The sequence below is a fragment of the Halorubrum saccharovorum DSM 1137 genome (assembly GCF_000337915.1).
GTDB lineage: Archaea > Halobacteriota > Halobacteria > Halobacteriales > Haloferacaceae > Halorubrum > Halorubrum saccharovorum.
Window position 1 is genome coordinate 18,545 of record NZ_AOJE01000026.1, and the last position, 23,151, is coordinate 41,695.

Genomic DNA, 23,151 nt, shown 5'->3' on the forward strand with positions numbered 1-23,151 from the left:
ACACGCACCTCGTCGGTGACCCTTGAACGAATATGGTCACCGAGCGAAACGAGGCGGATCGATGCCTGGACGTCCGAGAGATCGACGGTGAGCCGTTCGGAGAGATCACGGCCGAACTCGAAGCGTTCCCCGACGACGAGACGCTGCTGTTGATCAACAGTTTCGAGCCGGAGCCGTTGTATCAAGTCCTCGAAGAACGCGGCTTCCGACACGAGACGACCTCGGACGGCTCCGAGGCGTGGTACGTCGAGATCCGACACGAGTGATCGGACACCTTTGAGGCCGGTGGACCCCCACGGCGTCCGCTTCCGGACGGTTCCGAAACCGAGTCGGGTGCGTTCGGGGACGGCCGGAAGGATGACCGGGTGAGCGGAGGGACGGTCGGGAGGGAGTCACCGATCGACTTCGCCCATGATCGTGTCGAGACTTCCTAACGAGGCGATCAGGTCCGGAATCCGCTCGCCGGTCGCCATCTCCGGAAGCGCCTGCAGGTTCGAGAAGGAGGGGCCGCGGATCTTGAATCGGGCGGGTTTGTCGGTCCCGTCCGCGCGGATGTAGATGCCGAGCTCGCCCTTGGCGGCCTCGACGGCGCGGTAGATCTCGGTGTCGTCGTCGGGCCGCAGCGTGCGCGGCACGTTCGCCTGGATGTTCCGCTCGTCCTCGGGCCACCCTTCCAGCAGGTCGACGCACTGCTCGATGATCTTCGCGGACTCCTCGACCTCCTGCATCCGGACGAGCAGGCGGCTGAAGTTGTCGCAGCCGTCCTCGGTGACCACGTCCCAGTCGAGCTCGTCGTAGTACCCGTACGGGTCGNTTGTCGCAGCCGTCCTCGGTGACCACGTCCCAGTCGAGCTCGTCGTAGTACCCGTACGGGTCGTCGCGGCGCAGGTCGTAGTCGACCCCCGACCCGCGAAGGACCGGACCGGTCGTCCCGTACTCCTTCGCGACCTCCGGCGGCAACACACCGGTGTCGACGGTCCGCATCTGGAGGATCTCGTTCCGAGTCAGGAGGTCGTGGTACTCCTCGAGGCGACGCGGGAGCCCGTCGAGATACGCGCGGATCGTCGAGAAGAACTCCTCGCGAGGCTCGGGGAGGTCCCAGACGACGCCGCCGAGCCGGAAGTAGTTGAACATCAGCCGCTGTCCCGTCAGATCCTCTAGGATCTCCTGTACGCGCTCGCGCTCCTGGATGGCGTACATGAACGTCGCCGTGAAGTCGCCGATCACGTCGAGCGCGTACGCCCCCAGCGCCAGCATGTGCGAGAGGATCCGACTGAACTCCGCGCCCATGGTGCGGACGATCTGCGCGTACTCGGGGACTTCGATGTCGGCGAGGTCCTCGGCCGCCCGCGCGTACGCCCACTCGTTGAGCAGGCCGCCGCCGCCCCAGTCCCAGCGGTCCGGATACGGCATGATCTGGTGACGGTACGTCCCCGACTGAGCCATCTGCTCCTCGCAGCGGTGGATGTAGCCGATGTCGGGCTCGACGCCGACGACGTCCTCCCCGTCGAGCGTGACCTGGAGGTGGAGCACGCCGTGGGTCGCCGGGTGGTGCGGCCCGACGTTGAGGAGCATCGTGTCGCTCCCGGTCGACGCCGACGAACCCGGCTCGATCGGCTCGTTCTCCGAGAGCGTGACGATCTGCGGCCCGTTCCCGTCGTAGTCCATCGAGAGCGGGTGGCCCTGCCACGTCTCGGGCAGGAGGATCCGACGGAGGTCCGGGTGGTCGTCGTACTCGATACCGATCAGGTCGTACGCCTCGCGCTCGTGCCAGTCGGCGGTTCGGAACACGGGCTCGGCCGACTCCGAGACCGGGGCGTCCTTGTCGGCGGGGACGACGACGCTGACCTCGCGGGTCGGATCGTCGAACGAGCGGAGGTGATAGATCGACTCGTACCGGTTCTCGTACTCCTGAGCGGTGACGCAGGCCAGGTGATCGTAGCCGGCCTCCCGTTTCAGCGTCGAGAGCGCCTCCTGCGTCGCGTCCGGGGGGATCCGGGCGGCGGGGGCGTTCAGGTGCGTCTCGCGTGCCGTGATCAGCTCCGCGATCGACGAGAACGGGTCCGTCTCCGCGTCGGGGTCCGTCTCCGCGTCGGGGTCCGTCTGTTCGATCCGCGCGTCGGTCGACATGCGTAGACGAACGCGACCGGGGGACCCGACGCTTCTGCCGGATCAAGACGGGTTTTTATAAGCTCTGAATCCGGATCTGGTCGACGTGAAGTACCTCCGGATCGAGCTTCGGTTTCCGCCGGATCTGATCCACCCGGTACACCGGCTCATCGACGAATCCGACGCGGTGGATCGGGACGTGCTCCTCCACGGAACGGTCCTCAGCGAACCGGACGACACGTTCCTGTTCTACGTGGAGGGGGACATCGACGTGTACGCCGACGCGCTCCGATCGGTCGACCGGATCCGGGAGTTCGAGGTTACCCGGATCGACGAGACGGGACACTACGTCTTCCTCACGCAGCGACGCGACGCGGTCGACGAGGCGATGTTCGCCCCGCTCCAGCGGCCCGGTATCGTCGTCGTCCCGCCGATCGATTTCCGCCCGAACGGAATCGCTCAGTTGACCGTGATCGGCACCGGCGAGACCCTGGGTGACGCGCTCGCGGAGTTCCCGGACCGGATCGAGACCACCGTGCTCCGGATCGGCGAGTACGACTGGCGACAGGACCTCTTCGATCCGGGGCTGACCGACCGGCAGTTCGACGCGCTCGCGGCCGCCGTCGAGAGCGGGTACTACGAGTCCCCGCGGGCGGCGACCGTCGAGGAGGTCGCCGACCGGATCGACGCCTCGCCGAGCACCGCGTCGGAGCACCTCCGCAAGGCCGAGTCGGCCATGATGACCGCGTTCATGGAGCTACGCGACCTGCCGTGAGAGCGCGGTGACTGACGCCGCCGAAACGCCCTCGAACGGGAGGCGTCCCTTTCCGCCGAACGTTTAAGCGCGCTGAGCCCTCCGATCTCCCCATGTCCGCCACGCCGCCCGGACCGCACGGCGACCCCCTCGTCGGGAGCGGTCGCCGGTTCGCAGACGACCCGTTCTCGTTCATGCACGCCTGCGCCGACAGCTACGGCGACGTGACTCGGTTCGATCTCGGTCCCCGCGAGACGTATCTGCTCGCGAACCCCGCCGACATCGAGCGGGTGCTCGTCTCCGACGCCGAGCGGTACCGCAAGCCGAAGTTCGGCGACGGCGCGATGGACCGCCTGCTCGGCGACGGGCTCCTCATGAGCGAGGGGGAGACGTGGCAGCGCCAGCGCAGGCTCGCGAACCCCTCCTTCCACAGCCGCCGGATCGGGGCGCTCGCGGGGACGATGGTCGGCCACACCGAGTCGCAGCTCGCCGACTGGGAGGACAGCGAGGTCGTCGACGTGCAGCTGGAGGTCGCCCGACTCACCGTCAGGATCATCGTCTCCGCGATGTTCGGCGCCGACATCACCGACGAGGAGGTCCGGACGGTCCAGGAGAAACTGGAGCCGCTCGGGGCCCGGTTCGAGCCGGACCCGCGCCGCTTCCTGATCCCGGACTGGGCGCCGACCCGCGAGAACCGCGAGTTCGCTGCCGCGGTCGACACCCTCGAATCCGTGATCGACGGGATCGTCGACCGGCGTCGCGGGACCGAGCGCGACCCCGCCGTCGACCCGGCGGGTCCGGAGGGCGTCGCGGTACGCGGCCCGGCGGGAGATGGCCCCGACGGAGACGGCTCCGGCGACCTCCCCATGGACCTCCTCTCGGTCCTGTTGCGCGCCCGCGACCGCGGCGAGCAGACCGACGAGAACCTCCGCGACGAGCTGGTGACGATGTTACTAGCCGGTCACGACACCACCGCGCTCGCGCTCACCTACACCTTCTACCTGCTCTCGAACCACCCGGAGGCCCGGGAGCGCGTCGCGCGGGAGGCCGAGGCGGCGACAGACGGCGGTCGCGCAGCGAACGACGCGACCGCCGCCGCCCTCACCGCCGCCGACGCCCGCGAGATGGCGTTCACCGAGCGCGTGCTCAACGAGTCGATGCGCCTGTACCCGCCCGTCTACACCCTCTTCCGCGAGCCGAAGCTCGACGTGAAACTGGGGGGGTATCGGGTTCCGGAGGGGACCACGCTGATGTGCCCGCAGTGGGTGGTCCACCGCTCCCCGCGCTGGTACGACGACCCCGACGCGTTCGATCCGAGCCGGTGGAAACCGGAACGCCGGAGTCAACGCCCGCGGTTCGCCTTCTTCCCGTTCGGCGGCGGGCCCCGCCACTGCATCGGGAAGGCGTTCTCGCTTCTGGAGGCCAAACTGATCCTCGCGAAGGTCTGTTCGCAGTACGACTTGGAGTACGAGGGCCCCGACCTCTCGCTGCGCGGCTCGCTGACGATGCACCCGGACCACCCGGTGCCGATGCGGATCCGCGAGCGCTGATCGGGATGGCGAGCGACGAACCGGGGTCGTACTGCCGGCGCTGCGGCGAGCGCCTCACTCAAGGAGTCATCGCGAGCCAGCAGCGCGCCTGCTGTCTCAACGCGACTCCGATCGCCGGGGTCTGTCCGACGCACGGTCCGGTCGGGCCGCACCACGCGGTCGACGACCGGAGGGAGAGCGACGATTCGGGTCGTAAACACGCCGAGCGAGAGTGACCGCGATGGCGACGTGGTATTTATAAACCGGTTGCGGTGGCGTGCGCCTGCGAGCGGGCCATCGGCCCGCGAGCAGCCCGCGCGAGGGATGCCGCGAGCGCTTTTAAGCGCGAGCGGCGAGGTTGGGGAGGTATGAGGTGCGGGGCGGTGCTGATCGGGGTGGGACTCAAAGGGGCAGCCGTGAGGCGGGCGCAGGGGACGCAAGGACCGCAAGGAGGGAGCGGTAGCGACCGACTGAGGACCGCAGCGAGCGTGCGCCCGCCTCACGGCTGGGGCTTTGGAGGTGTTCGTCGTCGATCCGTCATCAACCGTTTATACGCGAGCGGCTGGGAGCTTTGGAGATGGTCACTGTCGATCCGTTGACGATCCGTGTTCACCGGAAATCGAGCACATACGCTTATTAAATTCGGATAGTGTGTTTGAGATATGAACTCCCGCGTGATACTGCCGCTCTCGATCTTCGGGGCCTTCCTCCTCGGATTCGGCCTTTCCTTCGTGATCTTCCCGGATCCGACAGGCGTCCTCCCACTAGCCGGCGGAGTCGTGCTGACCGGTGTGTTGAGTCCCGTGTTCTACGTCGGACTCCAGCGAATAGCCGCTTCGAACGAGAGATCGACCTAAGCAACGCGTTCCCGATGTCGAATACGTGACGATCGTCTCACTCCGACGACGATAACGAGGGGAGGTGTCTACAACTCGATCGACGCGGCGACCTCGCGAAACTCGGGATCGTACAGGTCGAGCGCGTGGACGCGCCACCGGATGGGCTCGAACTCGACGCCGACGAGATCGGCCACGATTCCGGGCTCGGGATCCCCGCCGCGAGCCACGGTAACGTGCGGCACGTACTCGTCGCCCTCGATCCCCTCGACCGCGCCGTACGCGGCGCAGAGCCGCCGGTGGACCCGGACGAGCGCGTCGCTCTCGACGGTCAGATAGAGCACCGGTCCCGACCCCGACACGGGCGCGTCGAAGACGTCGATTCCGGTCACCGCGACGTCAAAGGGGTCGGTCCCCGCGAGCAGCGGGCGGAGGTCCTCGCGCAGGGCGTCGAGCGCGTCGGGTTTGGGGGGAGCGGGCCCGTCGGCGGGAGAGCCGGGGGACGCGCTCGCGCCGCCCCCGGCCCGGTCGTCGCGCGCGACGCGATCGGGCACGTCGTCGACGCCGAACCGCTTGCAGACGAGCGTGCGGCGGTCGCGAATCCGATCGAACCCCGATCGTTTCGACTGGAGATCCGCCGCGAGCCGATCGACGGCGGGCGGGAGCGGGACGTTCAGGCTAAACATGTCTCAGATCCGATCGGTGAGCCGTAAGGCGATCAACACGACGATCGCGATAGCGAGGAGCGTCGGGATCGCGTCCAAGAGCGCGAACGTCAGATCGAGCACCGTGTCAACGATCTCCAAGAGAAGCCACGCGATCGCGAGCAGGAGGATCACCTTCAGGAGGTCGTCGACGTCGACGTCGGCGCGGTCGGCGTCTGTTCGGTCCATGGTGAGGTCGACGGCCCCCACGGGCAAAAAGACCACTGGGGAGGCGCCACCGTTGCGCGATCAGGTGCTTCAAAACCCCTCCGCGACGAACGAGTCCCATGAGTCTCATCGCGTTCGACTTCGACGGCACGCTCTCCGACTCCGAGATGACGGTCCTGCTCGCGGGCCGCGCGGGCGTCGCCGACGAGGTGGCCGAGATCACGGAGCGGGCGATGAACGACGAGCTCAGCTACGCCGAGAGCCTCTATCAGCGCGCGGAACTGCTCGGCGGGCTCGGCGAGGAGGAGGTCGACGCCGCGTTCGACGAGGTGGCGCTCCGTCCGGGCGCCGGGGAGCTCATCGAGCGCCTGCAGGCCGAGGGGCATCACGTCGCCGTGCTCACGGGTGGGTTCGAGCGCGGGGTGGAGCGCGCCCTCTCGAAACAGGGCGTCGAGGCCGACACGATCGTCGCCAACCGCCTCCCGATGGCCGGCGGGAGGCTCACGGGCGAGGCCGAGGGGCCGCTCATCGAGGGAACGAAGGACGACGCGCTCGCCGCGCTCGCGGACGACCTCGGGGTCCCGATGGCCTCGACGGTCGCGGTCGGCGACGGCGCGAACGACCTCCCGATGCTGGAAGTCGCGGGTATCTCGATCGGGTTCGTCCCCAAGGACGCGGTCCGACCGGTGTGCGACGCGGTCGTCGCCTCGATGTTCCGGCTCGGGAAGGTGTTGGAAGGGTACGACGTGCTCACCGTGGCCGAGTGAGCCGGGGGAGCGGGGAAGTCGAACGGCCCCGGCGGATCCGGTCGCGATAATTTGGACGGTCCCTTCATGGCGACCGAGTCGAACCGTCCCCGTATGGCCGTCTCCGACCGGGTGGGCCGATGATCCCCGCGCCGACGTACCTGCAGTTCCACCTCGTCTTCAGCCTCCCGGTGCTGGCGGCGCTGTGGTACCTCGCGCCGCGACACGTCGGGCGACGACGGCGACGCGCAGCGGCCGGGATCGCGGTCCTCGTCGCGATCGCGTACGCGTACACGACGCCGTGGATTAGTTACATGATCCGCCGGGGCGCGTGGTCGTACGCCGACGGCGCGGTGGTGGTCCGCGCCCTGTCGGTCCCGCTCGGCGAGTACCTCTACTTCGCGATCCAGACGCTCGTCGTCGCGTTCGCGCTCCACCGACTCGGGTTCGATCCGACGTTCCGCGACAGCGACTTCGACCGCCTCCCGCGCGCCGCCGGCGTGCTCGCGGGAGTCGCGATGCTCGGCGGCGGACTCTGGCTCGCCAGCCGCGACGCCTCCCTGCTCTACCTCGGGGGGGTGATCGCGTGGGTCGGTCCCGTGCTGGCGCTCCAGTGGGCCGTCGGCGGCGGCTATCTCGCCCGCACGCCCCGAACGTGGCTCGCCGCGACGCTCCTACCGGCGGGGTACTTCTGGATCGTCGACCGGATCGCGATCGGTATGGGGACGTGGCGCATCGCTGAGGAGTTCACCACCGGAATCGCCATCCTCGGCCTCCCGATCGAGGAGATGATTTTCTTCTTCGCCGCCGGCCTGATGGCCGTCAACGGGCTCGTGCTGTTCGAATGGGTCCTCGACTGGAACGACCGCGGGACCGCGGCCGGTTCGCCCGCGGAGGAGGCCGACGCCGACACCCGTCTCGTCCCCGAACCCGGCGATGACTGAGGCGACGGCGCAAGCGGATCGGCTCTTCGCGCTGTACCCGGCGCTGGCGCTCGCCGCGCTGCTGCCGATCGGCGCCGCGACCCCCCTGTTTCCGGTCGAACTCGGCGTCGCGACGTTCGCGCTCGGCACGCTCCTCGTCGGGATGGCCCACGGCGCGGTCGATCACCTCGTCCCGCTGCGGGCGGCCCCGGGGGTGTCGCTCCGGCGGTCGATCGCGGTCGTCTCGGTCGTTTACGCGGTCCTCGGCGGGGCGGTCGTCGCCGCGTTCTTCTTCGCGCCGGTCGGTGCATTCGCCGGGTTCGTCGCGCTCACGTGGCTCCACTGGGGGCAGGGCGACGTGGCCGCGCTCGCGCTCGCAGGCGTCGAGCACCTCCCCACCTCGGCGGAGCGCTGGCTGAGCCTCGTCGTCCGCGGCGGGCTCCCGATGGGTGTCCCCCTGCTCTCGCACCCGGACGAGTACCGGCTGGTCGCGGAGTGGGTCGTGGGGCTGTTCCTCGTCGAGCCGGGCGCGGCGGCCGCCGCGGTCGACCCCCTCTTCGTCCCGGCCACGCGGCTGGCGGTCGGCGGAGTCGTGATCGCGGCGACGCTCTCGGCGGTCGGGGTGGGGTACGCGCGGGTCCGCCGCGGCGCCTCGCGACGCGGGTGGCTCCGCGATTCCGGCGAGGTCGCGGTGTTGTGGGCGTGGTTCCTGCTCGCGGCGCCGGTGTTCGCGATCGGGGTGTACTTCGCGCTCTGGCACGCGCTCCGACACGTGGGGCGACTGATGCTCATCGACCCAAACGCGGCTGCCGCGCTCGGGGAGGGCGGCGTTCGGCGGGCGCTCGCCCGGTTCGCCCGCGACGCGGCCCCGCTCACGCTCGGGGGGTTCGCCGGGCTCGCCGGGATCGGGCTCGCAGCCCCCGCGGGCGTCGCCGCGCCGGGCGGCCTGCTCGCGGCGTCGCTCGTCGGCATCGCGGCGCTGACGCTCCCGCACGTCGTCGTCACCGCGTGGCTCGACCGGCGGCAGGGGGTCTGGCGGCCGGGGATCGGCGGATAGCGCGAGAGCAGTGCAGACACCGCACCCCTCTTGCCCCCGGGAGCCGTACCGCGTGACGAATGGACGAGATCGCGATCCGCGACCCGCGACCGGGCGACGCCGACGAACTGGAGGCGCTCATCACCGCGCACTTCAGCGAGGGGAGTTCCTACGGCGTCGACCTCGGGCTCGACGACCCGACGTACCACGTCCTGGTCGCGGTGGAGGCCGACGGGGGCGGCGACGCGGACGCCGGAAACGGTAGCGACGGCCCGATCCTCGGCGTGATGGCGCTCCGCGAGTTCGAGGAGCCGGGCGCGGTCGCCGACGAGATGTACTTCTTCGACGACCCGGAGCTCGTCCCCGCCGCGGAGCGGTACGGGCACCTGGAGATGGGATACGTCCGGGACGGCGCCACGGGGCGGGGGATCGGGAGCCGGCTTCTCGACCGGCTTCACGAGGTCGGGGCGGACGCGGGCGTGGACCTGTTCCTCGCGGACTCGTGGTACCACGGCGGCGACGACTCACCGGAGCGGCTGTTCGACCGCCACGGCTACGAGACGGTTCACCGGGAGCCGATCGATCGGCCCGCGTCGGAGTGCCCAAAGTGCGAGACCGAGTGCACCTGCGAGGGCGCGCTCGCCGTGCGGCGGATCGACGGGTGAGAGCAGGGGCGTCTCGCTCACTCCCACCCCGGCGTTTTCGGTGCGCCGGGGTCGTCCTCCAGCTCTCGGACCAGCCGCTCGCGGTCGTCCGGGTCGAGTCCGACGAGGTCGCCGTCGCCCGCGGTCCGCTCGTTCCACCCCCTGATCGCTCGGCCCGCCCACGAGTCGGCGTCGCGGGCGCGAGCCCTGGCCTCGGCCATTCGGTCGCGGTCGACGGAGAGCGATCCGGGGCTGGAGCCGACCGCGGCTCCGACGAACCGGGCGCGGTCGTCGGAGGTGAGCCGCTCCGCCCGAAGCCGGTCGATCACGCCATCGAGGTCGTCGGGGTCGGGGTACGCGAAGACGGTCGCTCCGGCGGCTCGGGGCCCGAACGGGAGCGGCGGGGTGTCGTCGGGAATCGCGTAGTCGAGGAGGCGGTCGCCGCCGCCGGCGGCCTCGACGCGCTCGCACTCTGTCTCGGCGTCCAGTTCGAGGCTGTGGGCGGGGTACGTCGAGCAGGTTCGCGGATAGCGGTCGTCGCCGTGGATCCGGCACTGGAGCGTGGTCGGATCCAGGAAGACGCAGGCGTCGAGCCACCGGTGCTCGTCGGTGCCGATCGGCGCGACCGGCTTCGGGGGTTTCCGCAGGCCGACCGCGAAGACGGGGCGGCCGCCGGCGGCGGCGACCGCGACGCCGTCGATCCGGACCGCGTCGTCGCCCTCCGCTGGCTCGAACAGACGAGGCACCAACACGTCGCCGAGACCGTCGTCGAGGAACCCGGCGATCTCGTCGCGCGCGAGCGGCACGAGGTCGTAGGCATCGTCGAGCGGCGGGCGGCTCCCGGTTCGGTCGGAACCCGCAGCCTCGGGCGCGAGCGGTCGCCAGTCGACGCAGCAGCCGGCGCAGCCCTCGCAACGGAGTTCCATGGTGATCGTGTGTGAGAAGAGTCCGCATGCGTAAAAGGGATCGCCGGACGCGAGGAGAGAGGTGAAAAGTCAACTGCGGTCGGCGCGCGCCTGCGAGCGGCCGCCTCTGGCGGCCGCGAGTCAGCGCGTGCGAGGGAGTCGGGCGCGACGAGGGCGACCGAAGGGAGCCCGCAGGACGCGCCCGACGAGGCTGGGGAGGCGTGAGGTGCAGTGCGGTCGCGGACGGGTGGGACTCAAAGGAGCAGCCTCGCGGGCTGGGGCTTTGGAGGTGTTCACCGCCGATCTGCTATCAGCAATTCACAGAGGGGTATCTAGAGAGTCGAACGCGTCTACCGCCGATCCGCCGACAGCGACGACGATCAATAACGAAACGACGGATTCAGGGCGAGACGCCGACGGTCAACAGCGTTCCCCACGTCCGGTACCGGTCGACCATCGCCTCGCGGGAGTCCCAGTCGTCGGTCGGGAACTCGGCGGCGTCCGGGATCTCGATCTCGCGGTCGGGGATCGCGTCCTGTGCGGCGACGTACAGCCCCGCCTCGCGGAACGCCTCGCGGTACTCCGCGCGGCTCCACAGCGTCATGTCGACCGAGATGTTCTCCTGCCACGCGTGGGTCTCCTCGCTCTCCGCGAAGTAGTTGACCGCGCAGTAGAAGGTGCCGCCGGGCTTCAGCACCCGGCGGATCTCTTCGAGCGTGTTGTGCGGGTCGGCCGCGTAGTAGAACGCCTCCATCGAGAAGACGTGATCGAGCGAGTCGGCGGCGAAGGGGAGCGCGTCGAAGTCGCCGACGAGGAACCCGACCGCGTCGTCGTCGGTGTAGCCACGGGCGTTGCGCGCCATCTCGGGCGCGCCGTCGAGCCCGTACGCCCGACCGATCCCCCGCTCGCGGAGCGCGCGGAGGGCGTATCCGGAGCCGGTGCCCAGGTCGAGGACGGCGTCGCCGTCTTCGACCGGCATCCGCGCGAGGACGTGTTTGGCGGTGTGCCAGTGCCGGTCCTCCATGCCGCGGTCCTTCCCCGCCGCCGCCCACTCGTCGAACTCCTCGCGAACGCTCATACGCGGGCGAACGTCCGGACGGGTGAAAAGCGTCGTCGTTTGGGCGGTGAAAAGCGTCGTCGTTTTATCGATCGGTACCGCTTCAGGGAGTATGAAACGCCCGCGGAGCCTCCGTCGACCGAAGTACCGGATCGCGGACTCGGCACAGCAGGCGGTCGGCGGATTCCTCCTCGCGGGCCCGTTCGTCGTCACCGCTGAGGTGTGGGAGCTGGCCGCGGGGATGAACTGGCTGCAGGCGGTGCTGACCGCCGGCGTCGTCGGCCTGATCGGCTACGCGGCGCTCTACCGCGCCGACACCGACCGCGACCCGGACGACGAGCGAGAGGTCGCCGGGATCCCGGTTCGGTTCGTCTCGCTGATGATCGTCGCGTTCGGCTCCGTCGCCGTGCTCGCGCTGCTGTTCGACGCGCCCGCGACTTTCCTCGTCGACCAGGGCGTGGCCGGCGCCGAGCTCTGGGCGACGACGCTCAAGGCGATCACGGTCGGGGCGGTGTTCAGCGTGGTCGGCGCCGCGACCGCCGACAGCGTGTTCTGAGACGGGCGAGATCGGTTCGGATCGGGATCGACCCTCGCCGGTTAGACGACCACCGAGACGACCGCGAAGAGGATGAGCACGCCGGCGACGTCACAGAGGTTGGTGACGACGGGGATGGTGGTGTCGTCGGGGTTGAGCCCGACGCGGTAGGAAATCTCGACCGCGGCGACGCTGGCGACGACGACGAGGACGGCGAGGAGCATCCCCGAGACGAGCGAGACGAGCAGCACGCGTCCGAGCCCGAGGGTCCCGCCGAGCGCGACGCCGATCCCCCACGCGGCGACGCCGACCGCGCCGAAGACGGTGCCCGCGAGTGCGAACACGGCGCCGACGTTGGCGCGGAGGTCCGGGTTCGACGGACTCAGCTCGTAGGTGCCGAGGTAGAGCTGGGTGGTGAGCCGCGAGCAGGTGATCGACGCGAGGTTGCCCGCGGTCCCGATCTGGACCGGCACCAACACGAGGAGCGCGGGGTTCGTCACGAGCGTCTCCTCGAACGTCTCCAGAACCGTGCCGGAGACCAGCTGGAGCACCGAGAGCGCGGCCAACAGCGGGATCATCGTCCGAACGATCCGGCGGATCGACCACTCGTCGACGTACTCGCGGTCCCCGTCGCCTCCGGAGTCGGTCGAGCTCACGGCACCGCCCCCACGACGTTCATAGGACCGCCCCCACGACGTAGATCCCGACGAGGAGGAAGAATATCCCGAACACGTCGCCGAGGGTGGTGACCACGGGGCCGATCACGTTGTCGGGGTCGAGCCCGCGCCGGTAGCCGACGAAGATGACGGCGATCAGCACCGAGATCATGAGCACCGCCGAGAGGAAGCCGGCGACGACCATGATCCCGACCAGTTCGAGGAGGTTCCCGGCGTTCCCGAAGAGCCGCAGCCAGAGGAACGTGATCACCGCGATGAACACGGAGACGGTCATCCCGTTGATGAAGGAAGCGAGGATCGCGTTCGTGAGCCGGCGGTCCAGCCGGAAGCGCGGCTCGATGAGCCCCTGGTGGAGCCCGGTCGAGAGCCGCGCGCCGAGCGAGCCGTAGACCCCGCCCCGGGTGGCGAGGAACGCCGGAAGCAGCAGGAGGAGGCCCGGAACCTCAGAGATGCCGGCCCGCATCGTCTCCGACCCGAGGATCGTCCCGGAGAACAGCCCCGCGACGAGGCTGACGAGGATCACCGGAAGCGCCTGTCGGTAGACGTCGCGGGCGGTGTCGTGACCGGGCATCGACCGTGCCGACGGAGGGGACGGTGAAAAAACCGGCCGGGAGCGGGTGGTCACGAAACGTGAGCGATGGGCGGAGCCGCGACGCGGACAACCGCCGACCACCGCCGACCGCCGTGCCCCGCATCGTTAAGTCGGTCGGGCGGTTTCCCGATCCCATGGACTACTCGCTCGCCATCGAAAACGGGCCGGAAACGATCCCGGGCGGAACCGGGCTGCTCCTCGTTCACCCGAGCATCGGCGAGACCGACCGGATCGACACGGACTTCCTGAAGACCGACACCGACGCCTTCCTCGTCGTCTCCACGCGGACCACCGCGCGCGAGGTCGAACAGAAGCTGGAGTACTACGACGTCGACGAGACGAAGGCGACGATCCTCGACACGCTCTCCGTCGAACGGGGATACTCCCGCCGCTCCTCGGACGACGTGTATTACGTCTCCGCGCCGGACGACCTCGACGGGGTCGTCGATCGGGTAGAGCGGTTCCTCACCGAACACGAGGGGAAGCGACGCGTCTCCGTCGACTCGCTCACGGAGATGGCGTACTACGCCGACGACAACGCGGTGTACGAGGCGGCCGCGGACATCCTCGACCTCCTCGACGAACACGACGCGGTCGGCATCTTCCACCTCTCCGAAGAGGTCCACGAGGTCGCGACGCTGGACCGGTTCCGGGAGCTGTTCGAGGGCGTCATCGAGCTCGACGGCGACGGGAACGTGACCGTCGACCTGAAGTAGGGATTTCCGACTCCCCGGCTACTCCGACGCCTCGACCATCGACGCCACCGTCTTCTCCGCCCACGCCACCGCGTAGGGAGCGCCGCGGTCGCGGTACGCCGCGGTGTCGAGCGCCGCGAACGGCGCGGGCAGATCGAGGCCGTGACGGACCGCCGAGCAGGCGTACTCGCTCGCGCTCGCGAAGTCGGTCTCCCCCCGAGCGACCTCGCTCGCAAGTTCGCCGAGCCGCCCTTCGAGGCTGTCGCCGGCGTCGATCCACGCGTCGAACAACCGGGGACGGGTGCCCTCCCACGACGCGAAGACGTCGCGGGTGTACAACCCGACCCACGCGTCGAACAGCGCCGCCGCGATCTGAAAGACGTCGCTGGGGCCCAACCCGGTCGTGGAGGCGCCCGTTTCGGGATCGGGGCGCCGGATCGCGGCGTCGAGGTCGCAGTAGCGTTCGCCGAAGAACGGGAGGAAACTCTCAGGGAGCCGAGAGCCGGGGGCCCCCTCGGGCAACGAGTCGGGTACCGGCTCGACGCCGACTTGGACCAACCGGTCCGCGATCAGGAACGCGAGGAAGTCGTCTGGCGTCCCTTCGGCTCGGTGCTTGACGAGTACGGTCTGCGGGTCGGTCTGGGTGGTTCGAACGACGGTTCCGTCTCCCGGAAGCCCCACCGTGAAAGCCGGTCCGGCGTACTTCCGGAGCAGGTCGGGCGACTCGTCGGGGAGCCATTCGACCGGAAACGACGCGGGCGAGAGCCCGTCGACGAACAGTCCGAGATCCTCCGCCGAGGCCGGGGGGAGCGTCTCGAAGTCCGCGTCGACGTCGAGCACCGGCGAGCCCGGAGCGTGGGCCTCGCGAACCGCGTCGAGGTCGTCGTCGAGCGGACGGGTCGAGAACATCAGGCGAAGACGTACGAGAGAATGATGAGGACCGACAGGGCGGCCGAAACGCCGATCGTACCGACGACGATCTTGGTGGATTTGCTCATGGAGGTTCCTGCGTCCGCCGGTCGTTTAAAGCTATATTCTTCGGCGAGACCGCGGACGAGCCTCGTCGGTGAACTGTGATCGAGGCGCGCCGCGACACCCCGGCGTCGACACCGGTTTTATGTCTGAACGCCGGATACGCGTAGTATGCGAATCCGTGACGCGCTTGAGTCGGACGTCGAAGAGCTGGCGACGGCGACGGATCGGCCCCGAGGAGTCGTTAAGAACATGATCCACGACCGCTCGGTCCGCGTCGCGGTGGCGGGGAGCGGAGAGAGTAGTGTGGATAGCGAAGAGACCGCCGGCGACGATTCGACCGTCACGGGGTTCGTCGCCTTCGACGTACGCGGCGAGACCGTACACGTGACCGACTTCGAGGGAGACGAAGCGGTGATCCGCCGGCTGTTCGAGGAGCCGCGTCGGTTCGCGCGACGCGAAGAGATGGGCGTCGAGGTCGTCGTTCCGAACGACGAGCGAACCGGAGACGTCCTCGAAAACGCCGGGTTCTCGTCGGCCGGGCCGGGACCGCGGTTCGAAGGGCGACGGACGACCCGGTACGCGATCGATCCGTCCGAACTGGATCGATAGAGGAACCGAGACCTGAGCGAGTGGAAAAGCGATCAGTCGAGCCGATACCGAACGGCGATCAGTCGAATCGACCCTGCACGATTTCGAGTGCGTCCTCGCGGTCGTCCCAGTCGACAAACACCGCGACGGAAGTCGCGCTCGTGATCAGGTCGATGATGTTGATCCCGGCGTCGGCGAGCGGCGCGATGATCTCCTGGATGACGCCGGACTGGTTCGGGAGCTCGCCGCCGGTCACCCGAATGACCGCGATCGGGTCGGCAACGGTCACCGAGGAGAGCGTCTCGTCGTCGACGACCGCCTCGTGGAGCAGCGCCTCGGCCGTCTCGGCCCTATCGACATCGACGTAGAACGTGACCGAGTCCATCCCGGAGGCGACCGCGTCGATGTTGATGTCCTCCTCGCGGAGGGCGTTCGCGAGCTGTGAGAGGATACCCGAGCGGTTCCGGATCGCGCGGCCGGCGATGGTGAGACACGCGAGCGGCTCCTCGCGCATGTCGATCAGGCTCTCGAACTCCCCTTCGATCCGAGTGCCGCCCCTGAGTAAGTCGCCGTGTTGGTAGTGGACGACCCTGACCGCGAGCTCCTCGTCCTTGTACGAGAGCGCGGACGGCGCGACGACCTCCGCACCGCGGAAAGACAGGTTTCGGAGCTCGTCGACGGTGATTCGCCCGACGTTGCGCGCGCCTTCGACCACGCGCGGATCGCCGGTCATCACGCCCTCGACGTCGGTGACGATCACGACCTCGTCGGCGTCCATGTAGTTGCCGAGCATGACGGCGGTGGTGTCGGAGCCGCCGCGTCCGAGCGTCGTGACGTTCCCGTCGTGATCCTCGGCGAGGAAGCCGGTGATGATGGGGACCACGCCGTCCATCTCGGCGGCGATCTTTCGCGCGCGCTTCTTCGTCTCCTCGACGTCGACCTCGCCGAGCTCGTTCGTGACCACGGGCCAGTCGGGGTGACCGGGTTCGAGGAAGACGGCCTCGACGTCGCGGACCGAGAGCGCGGCCTTCAGCATTCGGACGCTGGTGCGCTCGCCCATCGAGACGATCTCTGCGCGGTCGGCGTCGTCCGTCTCGAAGGTGATGTCGTCGAGGAGGTCGTCGGTCGTCGACCCCATCGCGCTCGCGACGACCGCGATCTCGTGGCCCGCCGCGACCGCGTTCGCGACCGAGTCCGCCGCGCGTTCGATCCGATCGCCGCTCCCGAGGCTCGTTCCGCCGAACTTGGCGACTACGCGCATACGAGCACCCCGCTACCGGCCGGTCGACTCGTCCGACTCGGTCGGGTCAGTCGCGTCCGTCGGCCCGGTCGACTCGTCCGACTCGGGAGAGAGAGCGAACGAGACACTGCACTGAGAGTGTGATCGATAGACATGGGCGCCCGTAACGGAGGAAGCCGCATAACTGTGTCTTCTTCGACAAGGGTCGCCAGAGAATTCGGATCGATCGCGAACTGGGTCGATGGGCGACCGAGATCGATCGACTGATCGCTGAACGGAGGGTCGAACGAGAACAGAACGGAGGGTCGAACGAGAACAGAACGGAGGGTCGAACGAGAACAGAACGGAGGGTCGAACGAGAACAGAACGGAGGGCCGAACGGGAACAGAACGGAGGGTCGAACGGGAACAGAACAGAGGGTCGAACGGGAACAGAACGGAGAGAGTCGTCAGTGGTACGGGAGGTTGCGGGAGCGGATGCGGGTGGGGTTACTCGTCGGAGATGCCCCAGGCGTCGGGCATCTCGATGACGTACCGACCGTCTTCCTGGAGCGAGATGATGTACTCCTGGCGATCGTACAGCTCCATCAAGTTGAGCTCGTACTTCCCGGGGCTCACGATACGGATACTCTCGAACTGCTCGTTGAGCTCGTCGCGGAGGTCGTCGATATCGGGGCGGGGGCCCTCCGGATCGTCCGATGCGTCCGGACCGGATCCGGTCGAGGACGAATCGCCCTCGACGTCCCGACTCGCCCGGTCGAGCTCGTCGGGCGAGACGACATCCGAGCGCGCGCTCGCCTGGGCCACGTCCTCTTCGCTCCGGTCGCGGACGTGTTCCGAGTCCGCGTTTCGGGCGTCTGGCGTCTGATTCCCGGACGATTTCGGGTCGGGTCGGCGGGAATCGGGATCGCGAGTGTCAGCGGCGGAGGCGTCGCCCTCGTCGGGGGCGCCATCATCGATGGGAGCAGGCTGGCGGTCAGCGTCGGGTGACTGGCGGTCAGCGTCGGGCGACTGGCGGTCAGCGTCGGGCGACTGGCGGTCGGTGTCCGACGGCTTCTCGCCGACGGGTGAGGGTTGTCCGTCGCTCGTCTCACCGGCGGGCTTGAACTGGAACTTGTTCCCCCCGCAGTCCGGACAGCCGGAGAGCATCTCCTTGGACCCGTCGGGAAACGTCCGACCGCAGGTGGTACACTGGTGTGGCATTTACTTACGGGAGACGAGCGTGCTGATGAGGTTCTCGTCTTTGTGCAGCGTTTCGATCTGATTGGCTGGGCCGATGACGGTGAGCTTCTGGGTCGAGTTGCGACCCATCAGTTTGTCGAGGAAGCTCTGATCGCCCGCCTCCGCCTTCGGATACGTCTCTATCTCGATGCCGGTGAAGTCGTCGGGGCTGATCTCGGTCATCGTCACCTCGATGAGCTTCGACTCCTCGTCCGGAGAGAGACCCTGCTCGAGGATGACGATGTTGCCGTCGCGGACGCCGTCGAGGATGAGCCGGATCTTCTCCATCCCGGTGAGCCCCTCCATCCGGGCTCCGCTTATCATGTCGATCCGGACCCCGTCGTCGGAGTCGTCAGAGGGGGCGTCGTCGCCGTCGACGTTAGGGGTTGGGCCCGGCATTAGCCGAAGTACTCCGCGATCTTCGTGTACACTTCGTCCATGTTCTCGCCCTCCAGCGCGGACAGCGGGATCGTCTCGTGTTGCGGGAAGGCGTTCGCGATCTGCTGGACGTCCGATCCGGGGAGGTCCGTCTTGTTCGCGAGGATGAGCGCCGGGAGGTCCTGCGACTCGATGATCCCGATGAGCATGGTGTTCACCTGTGTGAACGGGTCCGTCGTGGAGTCGAGCACGTAGATGACACCGTCGACGTCCTCGCGGAGCCAGTGCATCGCCTCCGCGACGCCCTCGGTCGCCTCCCGCGACCGACGGACCGCGTCGTCTTTGTCCATGTCGTGGTCGAGGAACTCCTTGTAGTCGACCTTCGTCGTCACGCCCGGCGTGTCGACGATGTCGATGGTGACCTTTCGCCCGTTGCGCTCGATCTCCACGTTCTCCTTCCGGCGCGCCCGGCGGGTTTCGTGTGGAATGTGGCTCTCCGGCCCGACGGCGTCACCCGTCCAGTCGCGTGCGATCCGATTCGCGAGGGTCGTCTTCCCGGCGTTCGGCGGTCCGTAGATCCCGATCCGCTTGGGTTCGTCGGCCGCGAACAGCCCGTCGGTGACCCGTGATATGCTGTCTTTAAGATTCGTGAGCAGTCCCATCCTGACCTCCAGTCCTGTGTTCTCTCCCAAACACTCTGTGCGGTGTGGTAACGCCCGATACCACATATCCAGGGTGTGTTCGGGGAATTAAGATAGAATCCACGCCCCTCTCACTTAAGAACTGCGTCAGACAGTCCCGATCCGGTGATATTCGGGCCGTGAAGTTGTGACACGCTCGATATCGAGTATACGTTTATCTGTACTTATTTATACATTCTTAATGATCGAAGGCTGGATACCATCAATTGACGGAAAACGGCGGCAGAGAGCGGACAGACGAGAAATAGACGGACGAGACAGGCGAACGGATCAGACGGACGAGCCACCCACGACAGAGAAGAGGTTACCGACGATCGAGAGCTGATTGGAAGGCAACCCAACGAGAAGTTCGGTTCTTCCCCTCCCCCACCCCTTCGTTTCGGGTGGAGACCGTTATCGGTGTAGGGGGTGGGGGCGGGCGGTAGTACCCCGAGTGTAAATACCAGAGGTAAATCTCTTTACTACATCAAACAATAATAATAAAATAACTTGGGGTGCTTTGTCGAGGGTACTGTTGTATTGCAACTATAATAAAACTACCGCTATACAATAGCCCCTCTCACCCCCTCCCCCCACCATTTTCGAGTTCCACACGAAACAAAGGGGTGGGGGGGTCATGGGATCGCTCGGAAGAACTCGCGAAAGAACGAACACTCAGGAGAGAACGACCAAGGTCAAACCAGAACGAACTCATTATCCGGTTAAATAACCGGGACGACTGAACGGCCTCAAGATCGAAGCAGGAACGGTCTCAAGACCGAAGCAGGACAGAGTATGAAGACAGAGTATGAGGACAGCTCTGGGACGGCTCCGAAACGATGAGCGGATCGCGTTACAGTTGTCCGAGTTCGAACCACGGCTGTCCGGACTTGAATCACGGCTGCCCGGACTCGAACCGAGTTGCACTACCTCTCTTTCCTGTCCGCCGATTTCTGCCTGTTAACGGCCAGATTGACGACGATATCTGGTCGTTGACCCTCAACTGGGACGGTTGGTTTCGGGTCCAGAGAGTAACACTTTTGTTCCCCCTCTTCATCTGGTTCGACTGCATCAACTGGACGTATTCGACTTCGGTCTCAGTCGAATATCGATGTTTCAGGCCGGTATACGACATCTGTCGTTGTTGTTCGGTCGACTTCCACCTGAAACAGGGGGGTTCCAATGGACGAAGGAGAGAACACACCGCAGACCGGTGAATCAGGAGACGACAGCGGGATCGCTGACGATCGATCCGGGACTGACGGGACCGGCGAAACCGGCGCATCTGACGAAACCATCGCTAACCTCGACGATCCGTCATCACCCGATTCATCGCGACCATCCGATCGCTCGACATCGCGAGCGGACGCGACGGACCCAGACTCGGATACTGACTCGGATACTGACTCGGGGTCCAATCAATTGAGTGACGCTTCGACGGACATCGATGTCGGGAGCGGCGGACGAGACCGCTCCTCTCCGGATGTCGATTTCGACGGCGTCGTCCTCGACGACGACGACGACAACCAGGGCTTGTTCGACGACCTACTCTCCGGAGAGCCGATATTCGAGAACAAGGAAGTCCTTCGTCCGTCTTACACCCCCCACGAGCTTCCTCACCGTAACGACCAGATCAACCGGATGGCGACGATTCTCGTCTCCGCGCTGCGCGGGGAAACACCCTCCAACATCCTCATCTACGGCAAGACGGGAACGGGGAAGACCGCCTCCGCGAAGTTCGTCTCTCAGGAGCTCGAGTCGACCTCACAGAAGTACGACGTGCCCTGCGAAGTCGAGTACATCAACTGCGAGGTGACGGACACGCAGTATCGCGTTCTCGCACAGCTCGCGAACACCTTTATCGAGGAAAATCAGGCGGTCATCGCGGACCGGCTCGACCGGTGTCGCGAGCTCCGATCCGACGCTGTCGACGATCCGACCGTGCTCGCCGACACCGAGTTCGGGACCCTCGACGACGTCGACGCGCGGATCGATGAACTCGAAACCGACGCCGACGAGATGGAAGAGGTACCGATGACCGGCTGGCCCACCGATCGGGTCTACTCGACGTTCTTCGAGGCGGTCGACTACCACGAGCGCGTGGTCGTGATCATGCTCGACGAGATCGACAAGCTCGTCGAGAAGAGCGGGGACGACACGCTCTATAACCTCTCTCGAATGAACTCGGAACTCAACAGGTCTCGGATCTCGATCATGGGCATCTCGAACGACCTGAAGTTCACCGACTTCCTCGATCCCCGCGTCAAGTCCAGCCTCGGTGAGGAGGAGATCGTCTTCCCGCCGTACGACGCGAACCAGCTCCGCGACATCCTCCAGCACCGCGCCGACATCGCGTTCAAACAAGACGCGCTCACCGACGACGTGATCCCCCTCTGTGCGGCGTTCGCCGCGCAGGAACACGGCGACGCCCGTCGCGCGCTCGATCTGCTTCGGACCGCGGGCGAGCTCGCCGAGCGATCGCAGGCCGAAATCGTCGGCGAGAAACACGTCCGCCAGGCGCAGGACAAGATCGAACTCGACCGCGTCGTCGAGGTCGTTCGCACGCTTCCGACCCAGAGCAAAATCGTGCTGTTCGCGGTCATCCTCTTGGAGAAGAACGGCGTCCACAACATCAACACCGGGGAGGTGTTCAACATCTACAAGCGCCTCTGTGAGGAGATCGACGCCGACGTCCTCACCCAGCGCCGCGTCACCGACCTCATCAGCGAGCTCGACATGCTCGGAATCGTCAACGCCGTCGTCGTCTCGAAGGGACGATACGGCCGCACGAAGGAGATGGGTCTGTCGGTCCCCGTCGAGGAGACCGAGGCCGTCCTCCTGTCCGACTCCCGGCTCGGTGACATCGAGAACGCGCAGCCGTTCGTTCAGGCTCGGTTCGACAACTGAGACGGCTTGATCGCGGAGTTTCCGCCTTCCGTCGGATCCCCCGATTTTCCGTCAGCCGACCACGTCAGCGGTCACGCCTCCACCCGAAACGCTGGCCTTCGCGTCGGCCGTGTCTCCACCGTTGACTTCGTCGATGCCGACGCTCCCCGTCTGCATCGCGACGCTCGTCGCCAGCACGTCACTCGGCTCCGCCTGTCCGGTCGCGATTAGCCGCACGTAGCCGAGGTACGGTATGCGGACCCGTGCAACCCCCGTCACCCAGTCGGATCTGACCGGCGCGGCGAGTCCGCTCGCTTGGTCGTAGTTCGCGTTGTCGTCGCCGAGCGTGATGAACCCGTCGTGGGGTGCGGGACAGTGGTTGAGTTCGCCGCAGCCGGCGGCGCTGTGGTACTGATCGTCCGCGCGATCGTACCAGTTCTCACCCTCCTCCACGTGAAACATTGCCCGGTGGATGATCGGCGAGGCTGTCCGTCCGGGCGGCCGGTAGATCACGACCGAGCCGTAGGACCCGAACGTCCGGTAATCGACGGTCTCGCCGACTTCGTGGGTCACGACGCCGATGTCGTTGCCGGCGGCATCGGGCGCGAGCCGCCCCGGCTCCGTGACGAACACGAGGTCGCCGACCTCCATGTTCGGCTCCATACTCCCGGACTCGACCGCGACCATCGGCGGCCACACGCCGCTGACTCCGAACAGGATCAGGCCGATCAAGAGCACAATGGCGACGCTGGTGAGCATCTCTCGAACCCACATCAGCGGCCCCACCCTGTCGTGACGGAACCGGTGCAACAATCCCTCGTCGGAAGCGGCTCGCTCCCGACTTGTTCCGGTCCCGGTTCGACCGGTTTCGCTCCGATCACCGGAAGCTCGGGCGCGTTTGTCACCCGATGTCTCCGCGACGGCCACTGGACCCGTTTCGGGGGGCGTCTCGTCGCTGGTGTCGCTGTCGCCCGCCCCGTCGCCGGTGGGGTCGTCGCCGCCGAAATTGTCTCCGGTAGGATCGCCAGTGCCTCCAGCAGGATCGCCAGTGTCTCCGGTAGGATCGCCAGTGCCTCCAGCAGGATCGCCAGTGTCTNGGATCGCCAGTGCCTCCAGCAGGATCGCCAGTGTCTCCGGTAGGATCGCCAGTGCCTCCAGCAGGATCGCCAGTGTCTCCGGTAGGATCGCCGTCGATGGGATCGTCGTTCCCAGTATCGTTGTCCGCCGACCCGGTCTCCCGGTCGGGTTTGTCGCCGCTGCCCGACCGATCCCGT

Annotated in this window: 26 protein-coding genes and 1 pseudogene; 13 read left to right on the top strand and 14 right to left on the bottom strand. The window is 67.2% G+C overall.

The annotated features are described in order from the left end of the window. The first annotated feature begins 32 nt into the window (after positions 1-32). On the top strand, positions 33-266 hold the full coding sequence (locus C471_RS07985; RefSeq protein ID WP_004047916.1) for a DUF2249 domain-containing protein: 234 nt from the start codon (positions 33-35) through the stop codon (positions 264-266). Positions 267-392: 126 nt separating this feature from the next. Here the strand turns inward: C471_RS07985 and C471_RS07990 are convergent. Next, a pseudogene (locus C471_RS07990) lies at positions 393-2,130 on the bottom strand (NADH-quinone oxidoreductase subunit D-related protein). Between the two features lie 85 nt (positions 2,131-2,215). On the opposite strand from C471_RS07990, the gene C471_RS07995 reads away from it, so the two are divergent. The 4 genes from C471_RS07995 to C471_RS08010 all read left to right on the top strand — a co-directional run bounded on the left by C471_RS07995 (position 2,216) and on the right by C471_RS08010 (position 5,249). Beyond that, a complete protein-coding gene (locus tag C471_RS07995) occupies positions 2,216-2,884 on the top strand; it encodes a helix-turn-helix domain-containing protein (RefSeq protein ID WP_004047920.1) in 669 nt (222 codons plus the stop codon). Between the two features lie 92 nt (positions 2,885-2,976). Beyond that, positions 2,977-4,413, top strand: coding sequence for a cytochrome P450 (locus C471_RS08000; RefSeq protein ID WP_004047921.1), 1,437 nt, complete (start codon positions 2,977-2,979; stop codon positions 4,411-4,413). Positions 4,414-4,418: 5 nt separating this feature from the next. Further along, the gene (locus tag C471_RS08005) at positions 4,419-4,628 is read left to right on the top strand and encodes a hypothetical protein (protein ID WP_004047923.1); all 210 of its coding nucleotides are present in this window, start codon (positions 4,419-4,421) and stop codon (positions 4,626-4,628) included. Positions 4,629-5,054: 426 nt separating this feature from the next. Next, positions 5,055-5,249, top strand: a complete 195-nt coding sequence (locus tag C471_RS08010; RefSeq protein ID WP_004047925.1) for a hypothetical protein — start codon at positions 5,055-5,057, stop codon at positions 5,247-5,249. Positions 5,250-5,317: 68 nt separating this feature from the next. Here the strand turns inward: C471_RS08010 and C471_RS08015 are convergent, their stop codons facing one another. Together C471_RS08015 and C471_RS08020 are read right to left on the bottom strand one after the other, a co-directional pair. Continuing rightward, positions 5,318-5,914: a 2'-5' RNA ligase family protein gene (locus tag C471_RS08015; protein ID WP_004047927.1), complete on the bottom strand. Its 597-nt coding sequence runs from the start codon at positions 5,912-5,914 to the stop codon at positions 5,318-5,320. A 3-nt stretch (positions 5,915-5,917) separates the two neighbouring features. Further along, positions 5,918-6,121 (bottom strand): DUF7554 family protein, encoded by a 204-nt coding sequence (locus tag C471_RS08020; protein ID WP_004047929.1) that lies wholly within the window; start codon positions 6,119-6,121, stop codon positions 5,918-5,920. Positions 6,122-6,219: 98 nt separating this feature from the next. On the opposite strand from C471_RS08020, the gene serB reads away from it, so the two are divergent. From serB to C471_RS08040, 4 genes are all read left to right on the top strand, one after another. Then, positions 6,220-6,867: a phosphoserine phosphatase SerB gene (gene serB / locus C471_RS08025; protein ID WP_004047931.1), complete on the top strand. Its 648-nt coding sequence runs from the start codon at positions 6,220-6,222 to the stop codon at positions 6,865-6,867. 119 nt (positions 6,868-6,986) lie between these two features. Continuing rightward, on the top strand, positions 6,987-7,790 hold the full coding sequence (locus C471_RS08030; RefSeq protein WP_004047934.1) for a lycopene cyclase domain-containing protein: 804 nt from the start codon (positions 6,987-6,989) through the stop codon (positions 7,788-7,790). Further along, on the top strand, positions 7,783-8,826 hold the full coding sequence (locus C471_RS08035) for a Brp/Blh family beta-carotene 15,15'-dioxygenase (protein ID WP_004047935.1): 1,044 nt from the start codon (positions 7,783-7,785) through the stop codon (positions 8,824-8,826). Before C471_RS08030 ends, C471_RS08035 begins: the two co-directional genes overlap by 8 nt. 59 nt (positions 8,827-8,885) lie before the next feature. Next, the gene (locus C471_RS08040) at positions 8,886-9,470 is read left to right on the top strand and encodes a GNAT family N-acetyltransferase (protein WP_004047937.1); all 585 of its coding nucleotides are present in this window, start codon (positions 8,886-8,888) and stop codon (positions 9,468-9,470) included. 17 nt (positions 9,471-9,487) lie between these two features. On the opposite strand, the gene C471_RS08045 is transcribed toward C471_RS08040, so the two are convergent. Together C471_RS08045 and C471_RS08050 are read right to left on the bottom strand one after the other, a co-directional pair. After that, positions 9,488-10,375, bottom strand: coding sequence for a YkgJ family cysteine cluster protein (locus C471_RS08045; RefSeq protein WP_004047938.1), 888 nt, complete (start codon positions 10,373-10,375; stop codon positions 9,488-9,490). Positions 10,376-10,754: 379 nt separating this feature from the next. Then, positions 10,755-11,432: a class I SAM-dependent methyltransferase gene (locus tag C471_RS08050; RefSeq protein ID WP_004047949.1), complete on the bottom strand. Its 678-nt coding sequence runs from the start codon at positions 11,430-11,432 to the stop codon at positions 10,755-10,757. 91 nt (positions 11,433-11,523) lie between these two features. Here C471_RS08050 and C471_RS08055 point away from each other — a divergent pair, with 91 nt between their 5' ends. After that, entirely contained in the window at positions 11,524-11,967 is a 444-nt protein-coding gene (locus C471_RS08055; RefSeq protein ID WP_004047951.1) for a hypothetical protein, read from the top strand. 41 nt (positions 11,968-12,008) lie between these two features. On the opposite strand, the gene C471_RS08060 is transcribed toward C471_RS08055, so the two are convergent. Both C471_RS08060 and C471_RS08065 read right to left on the bottom strand, forming a co-directional pair. Further along, the gene (locus tag C471_RS08060) at positions 12,009-12,524 is read right to left on the bottom strand and encodes a magnesium transporter (protein ID WP_049909134.1); all 516 of its coding nucleotides are present in this window, start codon (positions 12,522-12,524) and stop codon (positions 12,009-12,011) included. A 97-nt stretch (positions 12,525-12,621) separates the two neighbouring features. Further along, positions 12,622-13,194: a magnesium transporter gene (locus C471_RS08065; RefSeq protein ID WP_004047955.1), complete on the bottom strand. Its 573-nt coding sequence runs from the start codon at positions 13,192-13,194 to the stop codon at positions 12,622-12,624. 155 nt (positions 13,195-13,349) lie between these two features. On the opposite strand from C471_RS08065, the gene C471_RS08070 reads away from it, so the two are divergent. After that, the gene (locus C471_RS08070; protein ID WP_004047957.1) at positions 13,350-13,931 is read left to right on the top strand and encodes a DUF7090 family protein; all 582 of its coding nucleotides are present in this window, start codon (positions 13,350-13,352) and stop codon (positions 13,929-13,931) included. Between the two features lie 18 nt (positions 13,932-13,949). On the opposite strand, the gene C471_RS08075 is transcribed toward C471_RS08070, so the two are convergent. Further along, positions 13,950-14,819: a DUF7089 family protein gene (locus tag C471_RS08075; protein ID WP_004047959.1), complete on the bottom strand. Its 870-nt coding sequence runs from the start codon at positions 14,817-14,819 to the stop codon at positions 13,950-13,952. Next, positions 14,819-14,908, bottom strand: a complete 90-nt coding sequence (locus tag C471_RS18435; protein ID WP_449272009.1) for a hypothetical protein — start codon at positions 14,906-14,908, stop codon at positions 14,819-14,821. Before C471_RS18435 ends, C471_RS08075 begins: the two co-directional genes overlap by 1 nt. A gap of 145 nt (positions 14,909-15,053) precedes the next feature. On the opposite strand from C471_RS18435, the gene C471_RS08080 reads away from it, so the two are divergent. Then, entirely contained in the window at positions 15,054-15,494 is a 441-nt protein-coding gene (locus C471_RS08080) for a hypothetical protein (RefSeq protein ID WP_004047961.1), read from the top strand. A 58-nt stretch (positions 15,495-15,552) separates the two neighbouring features. On the opposite strand, the gene C471_RS08085 is transcribed toward C471_RS08080, so the two are convergent. The 4 genes from C471_RS08085 to C471_RS08100 all read right to left on the bottom strand — a co-directional run bounded on the left by C471_RS08085 (position 15,553) and on the right by C471_RS08100 (position 18,973). Next, positions 15,553-16,734 carry an aspartate kinase gene (locus C471_RS08085; RefSeq protein WP_004047964.1) on the bottom strand — a complete coding sequence of 394 codons (1,182 nt, stop codon included), beginning with the start codon at positions 16,732-16,734 and terminating at the stop codon, positions 15,553-15,555. 467 nt (positions 16,735-17,201) lie between these two features. Further along, entirely contained in the window at positions 17,202-17,915 is a 714-nt protein-coding gene (locus C471_RS08090; protein WP_049909122.1) for an OapC/ArvC family zinc-ribbon domain-containing protein, read from the bottom strand. Next, the gene (locus tag C471_RS08095) at positions 17,916-18,332 is read right to left on the bottom strand and encodes a DUF2073 domain-containing protein (RefSeq protein ID WP_004047969.1); all 417 of its coding nucleotides are present in this window, start codon (positions 18,330-18,332) and stop codon (positions 17,916-17,918) included. Then, the gene (locus tag C471_RS08100; protein ID WP_004047973.1) at positions 18,332-18,973 is read right to left on the bottom strand and encodes an Era-like GTP-binding protein; all 642 of its coding nucleotides are present in this window, start codon (positions 18,971-18,973) and stop codon (positions 18,332-18,334) included. Before C471_RS08100 ends, C471_RS08095 begins: the two co-directional genes overlap by 1 nt. A gap of 1,200 nt (positions 18,974-20,173) precedes the next feature. Here C471_RS08100 and C471_RS08105 point away from each other — a divergent pair. Continuing rightward, a complete protein-coding gene (locus C471_RS08105) occupies positions 20,174-21,898 on the top strand; it encodes a Cdc6/Cdc18 family protein (RefSeq protein ID WP_049909123.1) in 1,725 nt (574 codons plus the stop codon). A gap of 51 nt (positions 21,899-21,949) precedes the next feature. On the opposite strand, the gene C471_RS08110 is transcribed toward C471_RS08105, so the two are convergent. Continuing rightward, positions 21,950-22,651: a S26 family signal peptidase gene (locus tag C471_RS08110; protein ID WP_004047977.1), complete on the bottom strand. Its 702-nt coding sequence runs from the start codon at positions 22,649-22,651 to the stop codon at positions 21,950-21,952. Between the last annotated feature and the right edge of the window lie 500 nt (positions 22,652-23,151).